This window comes from Janthinobacterium sp. NKUCC08_JDC (assembly GCF_019345575.1).
Classification (GTDB): domain Bacteria; phylum Pseudomonadota; class Gammaproteobacteria; order Burkholderiales; family Burkholderiaceae_D; genus Janthinobacterium; species Janthinobacterium aestuarii.
On record NZ_JAHKQW010000008.1, the window covers coordinates 42,851 to 55,993 of the forward strand.

General features: G+C 64.3%; 10 protein-coding genes. 6 read left to right on the forward strand and 4 right to left on the reverse strand.

All coding sequences use genetic code 11. The annotated features are described in order from the left end of the window. Positions 1–37: 37 nt before the first annotated feature. The 3 genes from KO538_RS18870 (at position 38) to KO538_RS18880 (ending at position 2,122) form a co-directional block, all read left to right on the forward strand. Positions 38–826 carry a helix-turn-helix transcriptional regulator gene (locus KO538_RS18870; protein WP_219329304.1) on the forward strand — a complete coding sequence of 263 codons (789 nt, stop codon included), beginning with the start codon at positions 38–40 and terminating at the stop codon, positions 824–826. Positions 827–945: 119 nt separating this feature from the next. Beyond that, positions 946–1,545: a MarC family protein gene (locus KO538_RS18875; protein ID WP_034754361.1), complete on the forward strand. Its 600-nt coding sequence runs from the start codon at positions 946–948 to the stop codon at positions 1,543–1,545. 31 nt (positions 1,546–1,576) lie between these two features. Then, positions 1,577–2,122, forward strand: a complete 546-nt coding sequence (locus KO538_RS18880; RefSeq protein WP_219329305.1) for a DinB family protein — start codon at positions 1,577–1,579, stop codon at positions 2,120–2,122. Here the strand turns inward: KO538_RS18880 and KO538_RS18885 are convergent. Further along, positions 2,087–3,277, reverse strand: coding sequence for an MFS transporter (locus tag KO538_RS18885; RefSeq protein WP_219329306.1), 1,191 nt, complete (start codon positions 3,275–3,277; stop codon positions 2,087–2,089). The genes KO538_RS18880 and KO538_RS18885 overlap by 36 nt on opposite strands. Next, positions 3,274–4,455, reverse strand: coding sequence for a serine hydrolase (locus KO538_RS18890; protein ID WP_219329307.1), 1,182 nt, complete (start codon positions 4,453–4,455; stop codon positions 3,274–3,276). Before KO538_RS18890 ends, KO538_RS18885 begins: the two co-directional genes overlap by 4 nt. Positions 4,456–4,567: 112 nt before the next feature. Between KO538_RS18890 and KO538_RS18895 the strand changes: the two genes are divergently transcribed. The 3 genes from KO538_RS18895 to KO538_RS18905 all read left to right on the forward strand — a co-directional run bounded on the left by KO538_RS18895 (position 4,568) and on the right by KO538_RS18905 (position 10,899). Beyond that, entirely contained in the window at positions 4,568–5,458 is an 891-nt protein-coding gene (locus KO538_RS18895; RefSeq protein WP_219329308.1) for a LysR family transcriptional regulator, read from the forward strand. Between the two features lie 207 nt (positions 5,459–5,665). Then, complete coding sequence (locus KO538_RS18900) at positions 5,666–7,372, forward strand: methyl-accepting chemotaxis protein (protein WP_072457552.1); 1,707 nt, start codon at positions 5,666–5,668, stop codon at positions 7,370–7,372. 188 nt (positions 7,373–7,560) lie between these two features. After that, positions 7,561–10,899, forward strand: a complete 3,339-nt coding sequence (locus KO538_RS18905) for a DEAD/DEAH box helicase (RefSeq protein ID WP_257620447.1) — start codon at positions 7,561–7,563, stop codon at positions 10,897–10,899. Positions 10,900–11,000: 101 nt separating this feature from the next. On the opposite strand, the gene KO538_RS18910 is transcribed toward KO538_RS18905, so the two are convergent. Beyond that, complete coding sequence (locus KO538_RS18910) at positions 11,001–12,419, reverse strand: heavy metal sensor histidine kinase (protein ID WP_219329310.1); 1,419 nt, start codon at positions 12,417–12,419, stop codon at positions 11,001–11,003. After that, positions 12,416–13,126 (reverse strand): heavy metal response regulator transcription factor, encoded by a 711-nt coding sequence (locus KO538_RS18915; RefSeq protein WP_219329311.1) that lies wholly within the window; start codon positions 13,124–13,126, stop codon positions 12,416–12,418. The genes KO538_RS18910 and KO538_RS18915 overlap by 4 nt, the downstream gene beginning before the upstream one ends. Positions 13,127–13,143: the final 17 nt, after the last annotated feature.

Genomic DNA, 13,143 nt, shown 5'->3' on the forward strand with positions numbered 1-13,143 from the left:
AAGATGTCCGAACCTATCGCAAAACTGACCTTATTTGATGGATTGTTCCTCTCCGGCCTTTCAGGAATTGCTGCCCGTCACGGCGCGCGCCATGGCGCTGGCCGTCGACTATGCGCACGGCCACGTGATTTCCGCGCACCGCCACACGCATGCGCAATTGCTGTACGCCATCGAGGGCGTGATGACCATCGAAGCGCAAGGCGGGCGCTGGGTAGTGCCGCCCACGCGCGGCGTGTGGCTGCAGCCGGGCATCGCGCACAAGGTGCGCATGAGCGGCGCCGTCAAGATGCGCACGGTGTTCGTCAACTGCGCCAATTCGCCATTGCTGCCTGGCCACAGTTGCGTGCTCGAGATCGGCCCCCTGCTGCGGCAACTGATCGTGGCGGCCGTCGACATCGCGCCCGATTTCACGGAAGGCAGCCGCGACTGGCATCTGCTGCAATTGCTGTTGCATGAGCTCGACAGCCTGCCCGTGCTGCCCCTGTATCTGCCGCTGCCCATAGATGCGCGCCTGCGCGGCATTTGCGCACGGCTGATGGAACAGCCGGGTGAACAGCAGACGGTGGCGCACTGGGCGCTGGAACTGGCGATCACCGAACGCAGCCTGCACCGTCTGTTCCAGAAACAGACGGGCATGCGCTTTGGCCAGTGGCGCCAGCAGGCGCGATTGCTGCGGGCGCTCGAGCAATTGGCGCAAGGCGTCAAGGTCATCGACGTGGCCATGGACAACGGCTACACGAGCCAAAGCGCGTTCACGGCCATGTTTAAAAAACATTTCGGCACCACGCCGACCGCGTTTTACCAGGCTAAAGTCATTGCGGCGTAAAAAAAAATGCTGCTATGCATCAATAATCATGGGCGATTGGGAGCAGGCTTGTTATCATCGCAAGCCTTATCGCACCGCGCCCATCCTGGCAACGGTGTTGACCTCATCTCCACGCCACCATGACACAGAATTTCTTCCAGACATTTATCCTGCTCTTGCTCGTCACTGACCCGTTCGGCAACGTTTCCCTGTTCGTCAATGCCCTGAAACGGGTGCCCATCGAGCGGCGCTGGAAAGTGGTGGTACGCGAGTGCATGATCGCCTTCGGCATCTTGCTGTTGTTCATGTTCTTCGGCCGCCATTTCCTGAACGCCTTGCAATTGTCGGAAGTGGCGCTGCGCATCGGCGGCGGCGTGATTTTGTTCCTGATCGCCATGCGCATGGTGTTTCCGCAGCCAAACGCGGGCAATAGCGACCACGAGATGGGCGGCGAACCGTTCATCGTGCCGCTGGCCATCCCCGCGCTGGCCGGCCCGTCGGCGCTGGCGACCGTGCTGCTGTTTTCCTCGCATGAAATGAACGAAGTGATCGCCCACGTGGCGGGGCTGACGGCCGTGGCCGTCGTCTGGCTGGCCGTCTTCCTGTGCGCCGAACGCCTGCAGCGAGCGCTTGGTCCAAGGGTCATGACGGCATTCGAGCGCCTGATGGGCTTGATCCTGACGGCCATGGCCATTGAAATGCTGCTCGCCGGCATACGCGCATTCCTGAAATCCGTTTAACATCAGCATTCATCCACTGAAGGAGTCCAGCATGAGCCGTTGCGCCCACATTTGCCTGATGGCCGATTACAACCAGTGGATGAATGCCAAGGTCTATGCTGCGGCGGCAGGCCTGCCGCCCGGCGAGCTGGAGCGCGAGCGGGGTGCCTTTTTTGGTTCCCTGCTGGCCACCCTGAATCACGTGATGGTGGGCGACACTCTGTGGCTTCAGCGCTATGCGAAGCACCCGGCCGGCTTCCCCCTGCTCGACCCCATCCGCGCCATCACGCCGCCCGCTTCGCTCACGCACCCGCTGTTCGCGGCCGAGGATTTTGCCGCCATGCACGCGCACCGGCTGTGGCTGGACCAGCTCATCGTCGACTGGGCCGCCTCCATCACGGAAGCCGACCTCGACCACCTGCTCGACTACCGCAACAGCAAGGGGCCGAACCGGCGCGAATTTTTCAGCCTGCTCACGCATTTCTTTAATCACCAGACGCATCACCGGGGCCAGGCCAGCACCCTGCTGTCGCAAGCGGGCGTGGACATTGGCGACACGGATTTACTGTTTCGCATCCCCAACCATCTTGCCGACTGACGGCGCGCGGTACAACCACGCTTTCCCGGCAATCGCCGCCAGCGCCAAGGCTCCCAGCAGCGCGCCGCACGCCAGCGCCCCCGGCATGCCGTAGTGCGCAATGGCCTGGCCGCCAGCCAGCGCGCCCACCGTCACGCCCAGGTTGATGGCGGCGATATACACGCCGATGGCGAACGCGGGCGCCTCGCGCGCTTCGCTGCTGAGCCACACTTGCGTGACGATCAGCCCGCTCGTATGCGCGGCCCCCCAGAACAGCAACAGCACCGCCATGGGCGCCCAGCCGATACCATTGCCCGCATAGCGGTACAGCAGCCAGTACGCCAAGCCCAGCAGCACGGGCTGCAGCAGCACCGTGCGCAGCACGTGCGTGCCCAGCTGGCGCCCCGCGAACAGATTGCCCGCCACGCCACCGATACCAAACACCACCAGCGCCAGCCCCGTCTGGCGCGCCGACAAGCCCGCTTCCTGCTGCAGATACGCGGCCGCATAGGCATACACGGCAAACATGGCGGCAAACACGAGCACGGCGGCGGCAATGGTGAACCACAGGGCCGGTTTGCGCAGCACGGCCAGCTGGCGGCCATACGCCATCGGCGCTTCCTGCGGCGTGTCAGGCAAGAACAGATATAGCCCCAGCGCCGCCAGCGCATTGACGAGGGCGCAGGCAAGGAACGATGCCTCATAACCATATTGCGCGGCGATCCACGTGGTGAGCGGGATGCCCAGCACCATGCCCATGCTGGTGCCCGTGAACGCGTGCGCGCCGGCCCGCGCCGCCTGTTGCGGCGGGTACAGGGCGGCAGCCGCCACCATCGCCAACGAGAAATACACAGGATGAAACAGGGCCGGCACGATGCGCAGCGCCAGCAGCAGCTCGAAGCGGGGCGCATACGCCGACACCACGCTGGCCAGCGCAAACACGAGCAGGGAAACGATCAACACACGCTTGCGGCGCCAGCGCGTAGCCAGTAGCACGAGAAAGGGGCCGCCCACGGCGATCACGAGGGCGAACAGGCTCACCAAGGAACCCGCCTGCGCGGCCGTCACGCCGTAGCGCTGCATGATCATCGGCAAGATGCCGACCACGCCAAACTCGATGCAATACACGCCGAACAGGCCCAGCGCGAGGAAGACGATCGGGTGCGGCCGTGTCATGGCGCCTCCATCACGCCATACACCGCCTGGCACAGTTCCGTCACGAACGGTCCCGCCATGCCTTCCAGTGCCGTATTCGTAAACGCCACCACGGACAATTCCTGCGCCGGATCGACAAACCACGAATGGCCATACGTGCCGCCCATGCGCCAGCTGCCGACGGACTCCGACGTGGCGGCAGCAAGCGGGTCCGTCAACACGGTAAAGCCGAGGCCAAAGCCGCGGCCCGGCCAGAACGGCAAATCGAACGCCCCAGTCTGGCTCGTGCCCATCTGCTGCGCCAGATCGGCTGGCAGCAAGGGCGCGCCACCCAGGCGCAGAGTTTCCAGCAAACGCATGAAGTCGGATGCCGAGCCGACCATGCCGGCGCCACCCGATAGATACGCCTGCGCATCGCGGGCGCGCGCCGGAGATAACACAAACCCTGCCATGCCATCGAGAAACGGCAGATGGTCTTCACCCTCATCGCGCAAGAGGCGCGGCAGGGATTCTCCCGCTGCGCGGTCCGCATACGCGACGGCCAGACGCGCCGGGTCGGCAGCCACAAAACCCGTGTCGCGCATGGCCAGCGGCACCGTCACCAGATATTCCACGGCGTGCGCCAGCGGCATGCCGGCCGCCTGTTCGATGACGGCACCCAGCACGTCGGTGGCGATCGAATACGCCCAGCGCTCGCCGGGGGCGTACGCGAGCGGCACCGTGGCCAGGCGGCGCAGGTTGTCCTCGAGGGAAATGCGGGACGCATCCATACCGTCGGACACCCCGGCTTGCGCATACGCGCCGCCCGGCGGCTGGAAAAAGCCATAGTCGAGCCCGGCCGTGTGCGTAAGCAAGTGGCGCACAGTGATGGCCGCCACCATCCCGTCCGGCTGGCGCGGCGCAAAATACGGCAGCCAGCGCGTCACCAGATCGTCCAGACCCAGCCTATCTTGCCCCACCAGCGCCAGCGCAGCCGTCGAGACGATGGGTTTGCTGACGGACGCCAGGCGGAAGACGGCATCTTCAACCATGGGCGTGCCCGCCTCGCGGTCCAGGTGGCCGGCCGCGCGGCGGTACACGTCCTTGCCGCGCTGGCGTACCAGCACGACGGCGCCCGCCAGGCGCTGCTGCTGCAAGACTGCGTCCAGCAAGGGATCGATACGGGCGGACAGGGCCGCGGGAGAGAAGTTGTACATCATGGCGTAGCCTTTCAAATGATCAGGCTGCCAAGGTAAGGCAGGCGCGATCAAAGAAAAACAGGCTATAGTTTCTGTCTGTGCGGACGTTGGCATCCGCAATCAAAGGTAAAAAATGGATAACCTGGCGGGATTCACGGCCTTCGTACAGGCGGCCGAAACGCGCAGTTTTGTGGCAGCAGGCCGCGTGCTCGGTATTTCCGCCTCGGCCGTGGGCAAGAGCATCGCGCGGCTGGAAGAGCGCCTCGGTGTGCGCCTGTTTCACCGCAGCACGCGCAGCATCGCGCTCACCAGCGAAGGCACCGTGTTCCTGGAACGCTGCCGGCGCATCCTGGGCGAGATCGAAGCGGCCGAGCTGGAGTTATCGAACAGCAAGAGCGCGCCGCAAGGCCGGCTGCGCGTCAGCTTGCCGCAGGTGGGCAGCTTGCTCAATCCCGTGCTGGCCGCGTTCGCGCGCGCCTATCCGCTGGTGGAACTCGACCTCGACTTCAGCGACCGCCGGGTCGACGTGATCGAGGAAGGCTATGACGCCGTCGTGCGCGCGGGAGAGAGCGCCGACAGCCGTTTGATGAGCCGCCAGCTGGGCCAGTTCCAGCTGCAGCTGGTGGCCGCGCCCGCTTACCTGGCGCAACACGGCACGCCGCTGCTTCCCGCCGACCTCGCGCAGCACACTTGCCTGCTGTACAAATTTCCCAGCAGCGGCAAGGTCGAGGCCTGGCCCCTGCCCGAGTGGCCTGCCCTGCATGCGGCCGGTTTGCCAGCCCTGCTCCACTGCAACAATGTCGACACCTTGCTGCACTTTGCGGAAAGCGGCCTGGGCATCGCCGCCCTGCCCGACTTTGCCGTGCGCGCCGCACTCGCTGCGGGCCGCTTGCAGCCGGTGCTGGACGCGCACCGCCAGCACGACGGCGCCTTCCGCATCCTGTGGCCCAGCAGCCGCCATCTGACGCCGAAACTGCGCGCCTTCATCGATTTCCTCGCCACCCACGTGTTTCCGGAAAGCTGAACCCGCATCAGCACCGCGCTCGTTGTTTCCACACGACAACTTAGTCAAGTTGCTACCAGTTTTTCAGCTTTTCACGGACTTGATACAAGTTTTTGTATTGCAGTGCGGAATTTTGAGGAACAATTACAGGCTAGCCGCCGCTACGTATAAACCCGTAGCCCCGGCCTGTCCGATGTTTTCCCTCACTTCCGCAATACGAAAGCAATCATGTCACTCACACAATTCAAAATCGGCACCCGGCTCGGGATCGGGTTTGCTGTCGTCCTCGGCCTGCTGGTGGCCGTCTTGCTCGTCGGCTTGTATTCCATGGGACAACTGAGCGCGCGCACGCACGACATCGTAGCCGACAAGAACGTCAAAATGGCGGCAGCCAATACCATGAGCGACAACGTGCGCAACATTACCTTGGCGATCACGAGCATTGTCGTGGCGCCGACGGAAGCGCTGGTGCAGGCGGAACTGGCAAAGATCGGCGAGTCGCGCAAGAAATACGGCGCCGCCAAGGAAACCTTGCAAAAGAAAATCTCGACGGACAAGGAAACGGCGCTGATGGCCGAACTCGATGCGGCCCTGAAATCGGGCGCGCCGCTGAACAACAAGGTCATCGAGCTGCGCAATGCGGGCCAGACGGACGAAGCGATCGCCTTCCTGACGCAGCAGGCGGCACCGAGCCTGAAACGCGTGCTGGGCGCGCTCGACAGCCTGGTCGCGTATGAAGGCGAGCAGGCGGCGCAAGCGGCAACGGAAGCCGAAACGCTGAGCAACAGCGCGCGCGCCTCCATGATTACCTTGGGCAGCGTGGCTGTGCTCCTGGGCGCTTTTGTTGCGTGGATCATCACGCGCTCGATCACCCAGCCCATCAATGCGGCCGTCAGCGTGGCCGAAACCGTGGCCTCGGGCGACTTGTCGTCGCACATCGTCGTCAATTCCAGCGATGAAACGGGCCGCCTGCTGGGCGCCCTGAAAGCCATGAATACCAGCCTGCTGGGCGTGGTGGCGCAAGTGCGCAACGGCACGGATGCGATCTCCACGGCATCGAGCGAAATTGCCGCCGGCAACCTCGACCTGTCGTCCCGTACGGAAGAGCAAGCCAGCTCGCTGGAAGAAACGGCGTCGGCCATGGAAGAGCTGACCTCGACCGTGAAGCAGAACGCGGACAATGCGCGCCAGGCTAACCAGCTGGCGAAAAGCGCATCGGAAGTGGCCGTGCGCGGCGGCAGCATCGTTTCGCAAGTGGTCGACACCATGGGCACCATCAACGCCTCGTCGCGCAAGATTGTCGACATCATCGGCGTCATCGACGGCATCGCTTTCCAGACCAACATCCTGGCCTTGAACGCGGCCGTCGAAGCGGCGCGCGCCGGCGAGCAGGGCCGCGGTTTTGCCGTCGTGGCGTCGGAAGTGCGCAACCTGGCGCAGCGCTCGGCTGGCGCGGCGAAAGAAATCAAGGAGTTGATCGCCGCCTCCGTCGCCAACGTGGACACGGGTTCGCGCCTCGTCAATGAAGCGGGCCAGACCATGGGCGACATCGTCGACAGCATCGTGCGCGTGACCGACATCATGGGCGAGATCACGTCGGCCACGCACGAACAGACCATCGGCATCGAGCAGATCAACATGGCCATTGCCCAGATGGATGAAGTGACGCAGCAAAACGCGGCCCTCGTGGAAGAAGCGGCAGCCGCCTCGCAAAGCATGCAGGACCAGGCGGGCGAACTGGCCCACGTGGTCGGCTTCTTTAAAACCGGCAACCATGTCGCCAGCGCACCCAAGCTGGCGCCTGTGCGTAAGGCACCGGCCGCGGCCGCCATCGCGCGCCCCGCGGCCAAGCCAGCGCCAGCGCGCAAGGCCGTCGCGGCCGCGCCGGCACGCCGCAGCAATGCGGCTGCAGAGAGCGAATGGGAAGAGTTTTAATGCACGAGTTTTAACCCTCAGCAACATCCCAACGGGAGAAAGCCAGGCAGGAAGTTGCTGCCTGGCTTTTTTTCGTCTGCCAATACCACTTTTTTTTGCCGCAAAGCCCGCGCAATAGACAAAAGTGCAAAACGTGCACAGCGCATACGCTTTACAATCCTCGCTCGCTTTACAAAATATTGGTCATCATGAATCAGGCAGAACAGCAGCGCCTCCTGGCTATCCTGGAGTATTGGCACAAGATCGAATTTTTTATCCCGTTTGACCTGAATCAAATCACGGATGTTGAAGACCAGTCCACCGTGCGTCTCCTGCACCGCGAACAGCTGGCGCAATTGCCGCCGCAGTTCGCCACGCAATGGCAAGTAGCGTCCGACCGCGAGATCGACGGCTTTTCATTGTTCCTCGGCGTGTTCGACAAGGCGGAAATCAACAAGGCTTGTCCGCCAGCCACTGGCCCGGAAAACATTGCCGAAACAGAAAAAACAGAACTGCTGGGACGCTCGTGCTTTGCCCGCCTTAATCTCAATGCGCTGGGCGAGCCGCAGTTCGATCCGGTGTCCGTGTCGACCTTGCCGTGGGCGCTGGGCCGCGCCCGCACGCCGGACTGGTCTGGCCTGAGCCTGGACGCCTTCAGCGACAGCCAGCTGGCGCTGCAGGACAGCCTGCGCAACTTCGCGGCCAGCCGCACGCCACAGCAAGTGACGGACGAGGCCGGCAATGTCTCCTCTCCCCTGTCCGGCATGGAAATCGCAGCCCTGGCCGACCTGCTGCGCGACTGGGCCGGCTTCCACCCGTCCGCCGGCCAGCCGCTGGCCGTGCTGGAATTGCGTACGCGCAAGAAACGCGCAACGGCCACGGAAACCGATCCGCTTGAATCCAGCCAGAACCGCAGCCTGGACTTTGGCGACGCGGTGGAGCCATCGATCGATATCCTCAACAGTTTTTACCTCGATGACCTGGAACAGATCATTCGCGCCTTGCGTGGCGGCAAGCTGCCCGCGACGGTCGCCACCTATCTGACGCCGCTGGCGCAGGATGAGCGCATCGACCTGTACAGCCCGGCCGGACGCCAGGCGCTGGCCGCCATGCTCAACCCGGCCAATATGAACCGGGGACACTGGCTGGAAGACGCCAGCTACGCCATGAGCCTGATGCAGCAGTTCGCCATCCACGGCGCGCGCACGGGTTTGCACGAGCGGGGCATCTTTTCCGTCAATGGCCCGCCGGGCACGGGCAAGACGACCTTGCTGCGCGAATTGTTCGCCGACAACATCGTGCGCCGGGCCAGCGTGCTGTCCTGCCTCGATCGCGCCGGCGACGCCTTCATCGGCAAGGTGGCCGTCGCCTTTGAAGGCGTGCGCGACCCGATCACCATCGCCCGCTTGCGCCCGGAACTGACGGGCTTTGAAATGGTCGTCGCCTCGTCAAATAACGCGGCGGTGGAAAACATTTCCGGCGACCTGCCAAAACCGAAGCAACTGGGCAAGGAATGGGCGCGCACGCGCTATTTCGAAAGCGTGGCGCGCCGGGTCGTGGCCGATGGCAATGGCGCCAACCGCGCGCTGAGCGAAGCGGAAGCGCCATGGGGCTTGATGTCCTGTGCACTGGGCAATAGCGCGAACCGCCGCCGCTTCGTCAGCAATTTCTATGACGACGACTGGGACAAGACCACGGCGCGCAAGACGCCGAATGCGCAAAATATCCGCCAGTGGCTGGCCAGCCACCAGGGCGTGAGCTTCGCCCAGGCCGCGCGCGAATTCCGCGAGACGGAACACGTGGTCGAAAAGGCGCTGGCCGAGCACGCCCAGTACGCGGCCCTGTGGCAAGCCGTGGGTACGTGCACGGAAGCCGAATTCATCCACAGCAGCCAGCAGGCGCTGATCGCTGCCGAGCAAGAGATGGATGCGGCGAATGGCGCCCTGTCCGGCGCGCTGGCGCAGCAGGACACCCTGCTCGCCAGCAAGAAGGAATTGCTGGAAGAAGAACGCCTGGTGGCGCTGACGCAGCCCGGCTTCTTTGCCCGCCTGTTCCGCACGGCACCGGCGCGCGCCTACAAGGATGCCGTCGTCGCCAACGCCGAAGCGCAGCGCCAGGCTGCGCGCGACGTGTCCGCCATCAAGCTGCTGCTGAAGGGCGAGCTGGAGCCGCGTTGCGAACGGGCCCGCAACAGCCTGCACATCGCCCTGCGCACGGCGCAATCGCGCCAGCGCGAATGGGATGACAGCACGGAACTGCTGCGCCGCGCGCGCATGCGCTTCCCCACCATCGCCGCACCGGCAACCCTGGACGAGCTCGATGGCGACGCCCTGCAAATTGGCGGCCTGTGGCATGAACCGGCCCTGGCCCGCCTGCGCTCGCGCCTGTTTGCCAAGGCCCTGGCCCTGCATGAAGCATGGCTGGCGGAAGTGGCAAAGAAAGGCGGCCCCGGCTTTGGCGGCAACTTGCTGGCCGTGTCGAAATTGCTGAAAAACAAGCGCGCCTACGACCAGTCGCACATCGCCATGGTCTGGCACAGCCTGTTCATGGTGGTGCCCGTCGTGTCGACGACGTTTGCCTCGTTCGCGCGCCAGTTCCAGGGCATGGGCCCCGAATCGCTGGGCTGGCTGTTCATCGACGAGGCGGGCCAGGCCGTGCCGCAAGCGGCGCTGGGCAGCCTGTGGCGCGCGAAGCGTGCTGTCGTCGTGGGCGACCCGCTGCAGATCGAGCCCGTGTTCACGGTGCCGGGCCGCCTCGTGCAAACCTTGTCCGCCCTGTCGCCGCACACGCAGGATGGCAGTTATGCGCCGACTTCCGTTTCCGTGCAGACATTGGCGGACAAGGCCAACCGCTATGGTGCGACTGTCGGCGCCAATAGCGCGCAGCCCCTGTGGATCGGCAGCCCCCTGCGCGTGCACCGCCGCTGCGTGGAACCGATGTTTTCGCTGGCCAATAGCATCGCCTACGAAGACAAGATGGTCTATGGGCTGGCTGAGCGCACGCCGCCGGCCGGCGCGCGCGGACTCACGCGTGGCCCCAGCTGCTGGATCGACGCCGCCGGTCCTGTCAGCTACAAGCAGGTCGTGCCCGTGCAACTCGATTTCGTGCTGGAGGTGCTGCTGAAACTGTACCGCCGCGACGGCAAGCTGCCCGACATGTATGTGATCACGCCATTCAAGGCCGTGCGCAACGAATTGCGTTCGCGCATCGTCGACATGGACTGGGACCGCCGCCTCGGCTACGGCAAGGCGCCGACGGCGCGCGAATTGCGCCAGTGGAGCAGCCAGATGGTGGGCACCGTGCATACCTTCCAGGGCAAGGAGCAAAGCGTGGTGATGCTGGTCCTCGGCGCCGATGACAGCACGGCCGGTGCCGCGCAGTGGGCGGCAGCCACGCCGAACTTGCTCAACGTGGCCCTCACGCGCGCGCAGCACCATGTGTATATCGTAGGCAACCCGCTGCTGTGGGGCCAATTGCCGCATTTCGCGCCCGCGTGTGCGCAATTGCCGCATACGGGCATGCATGAGTTTTTGGTGGAGATGGGTTGACGGCCCCATGACCATGCTTTACGGCGTAGGTCGGATTAGGTCCGCAGGACCGTAATCCGACAATATGGTTGGCGCGTGATGTCGGATTACGCGCTTGCGCGCTAATCCGACCTACGGTCCTCGAGCGGAAACACTAAAGTAAACGTCGTGGCGGCCGCGTCCGATGCCACGGTCGCGCTGCCGCCATGCAACTGCATGATGGCCGTGACGATGGCCAGCCCTAAGCCTGTGGAAGCGGCCGAGTCGCTGCGGGCCGGGTCGGCGCGGTAGAAACGCTCGAACAGGTGCGGCAAGTGGCGCGCGGGGATGGCGGGGCCGAGGTTGCTTACGCTCAGTTCCACACCCTCGTTGGTCGCATGCGAGCGCAGCAGTATCGTGCTGCCCGGCGCCGCGTGGCGTATCGCGTTCGACAGCAAATTGCCGAGCGCACGACGCAGCAGTTGCGGCTCGGCCGTCACCGTGCCGCTGCCATGGCAAGCCAGCGCCAGCTCGCGCTCTTCGGCCAGTCCCTCAAAGAAATCGGCCAGGCGCAAGAACTCGTCCTGCACGGGCAAGACTTGCTTGACGAGCACCATTTCATCCTGCTGCGCACGCGCCAGGAACAGCATGCTGTCGATCATGCGCGACAGCCGTTCCAGCTCCTCCACATTCGATGACACCAGCTGTTCATACTCGTGCGCGCTGCGCGGGCGGGCCAGCATCACCTGGCTTTGCCCCAGCAGATTGGTGACGGGCGTGCGGAATTCATGCGCCAGGTCGGCGGAAAACTGCGACAGCCTCGCATAGCCTTCCTGCAGCCGCGCCAGCATGGCGTTGAGCGCCTGAATCAGAGGCAGCAATTCCGTGGGCGCGCCGCGCGCATCGAGTTGCTGCTCCAGCTTGCCAGGCCGCACGAGGGCCGCATGGGCGGCGATATTGCGCAGCGGCCGCAATCCCCGCAGCAGCATCAAGCTCGCCAACAGTGCCGCCACCAGCGCGCTGACGGCCACCGAGACGACGATCTGCCAGCGGTAGGCGGCAAACATGGCCGTGCGATCACCATAGACCCGGGCGACGGAAATGTCCGCCATCTGCGCCGGGTCGCCAATGCGCGCGCTGGCCGCCACGACCCTGGCCGGATAGCCGTCGCGGCTGGTCCAGCTGACGATGTCGCTGTTTGTCACGGGCGCATCGACGGCAACGGGAACAGCATGCGCCACCGTCTCGCCGTTCGGATTGACGTCGATCAAACGCGTGCCATCGGCACGCACGATGCGCACCAGCGAATTCTCTTGGCCGCTCATGGTGTCGCGGAAATACTGGGGCCGTTCGCGGATGATGTCGAGGGTACCCGCATTGCCCAGCAGCTGCTGGATCTGCCGCAGTTTCCCCAGCAATAAAATATCGTCGCGGCGCTCGATTTCCGCGACAAATGAACGGTACAAATGCATGCCCAGCCCGGCCGACACGAGCGCCACGATCAGTACGAACACGAGCGTGACGCGCAGGGTCAGCGAGCGGCGAAGTTGCGCCAATTTCATGCGGGCGCGCCACTGTCAGGGACCGTGGGAGAGCGCAATTCGCAGACATAGCCCATGCCCCGCAAAGTGTGGATCAGCTTGGGTTCGAACGGGTCGTCGAGCTTGCTGCGCAGGCGGCGGATGGCCGCGTCGATCACGTTGGTATCGCTCTCGAAATTGATGTCCCACACTTGCGAGGCGATGATGGAGCGCGACAAGACTTCGCCCTGGCGCCGCGCCAATAAATGCAGCAAGCCGAATTCCTTTGCCGTCAGGGTGATGCGCTGGCCTTGCCGGCTCACCTTGCGCTTCATCACATCGATTTCCATGTCGCCGATGCGGATCACGTCGTCTTCGCGCGGCGGCCCGCGGCGCAGCAGGGTGCGGATGCGCGCCACCAGTTCGGCAAACGCGAACGGTTTCACCAGGTAATCATCGGCGCCCAGTTCCAGCCCCTTGACCCGGTCCTGTACTTCGTCGCGCGCCGTGAGGAAAATCACGGGCACGTCGGCGCCGCCCTCCTGCAGCCGCAGCGCGCGCAACACTTGCCAGCCGTCCATGATGGGCAGCATGACGTCGAGCACGATGAGATCGGGCGCCTCGCTGCTGGCCATATGCAGGCCGTCACGGCCATTGCGCGCCAGGCTCACCGTAAAGCCGGACTCGGCCAGGCCGCGCAGCAGATAGTCGCCCGTCTTCGGTTCGTCTTCAATGACCAGGATGCGCATGGGTAGGGGCTTTCTTG

Coding starts and splice junctions, on each gene's coding strand:
- KO538_RS18870 (WP_219329304.1), top strand. CDS start 38: ATGGATTGTTCCTCTCCGGCCTTTCAGGAATTGCTGCCCGTCACGGCG.
- KO538_RS18875 (WP_034754361.1), top strand. CDS start 946: ATGACACAGAATTTCTTCCAGACATTTATCCTGCTCTTGCTCGTCACT.
- KO538_RS18880 (WP_219329305.1), top strand. CDS start 1,577: ATGAGCCGTTGCGCCCACATTTGCCTGATGGCCGATTACAACCAGTGG.
- KO538_RS18885 (WP_219329306.1), bottom strand. CDS start 3,277: ATGACACGGCCGCACCCGATCGTCTTCCTCGCGCTGGGCCTGTTCGGC.
- KO538_RS18890 (WP_219329307.1), bottom strand. CDS start 4,455: ATGATGTACAACTTCTCTCCCGCGGCCCTGTCCGCCCGTATCGATCCC.
- KO538_RS18895 (WP_219329308.1), top strand. CDS start 4,568: ATGGATAACCTGGCGGGATTCACGGCCTTCGTACAGGCGGCCGAAACG.
- KO538_RS18900 (WP_072457552.1), top strand. CDS start 5,666: ATGTCACTCACACAATTCAAAATCGGCACCCGGCTCGGGATCGGGTTT.
- KO538_RS18905 (WP_257620447.1), top strand. CDS start 7,561: ATGAATCAGGCAGAACAGCAGCGCCTCCTGGCTATCCTGGAGTATTGG.
- KO538_RS18910 (WP_219329310.1), bottom strand. CDS start 12,419: ATGAAATTGGCGCAACTTCGCCGCTCGCTGACCCTGCGCGTCACGCTC.
- KO538_RS18915 (WP_219329311.1), bottom strand. CDS start 13,126: ATGCGCATCCTGGTCATTGAAGACGAACCGAAGACGGGCGACTATCTG.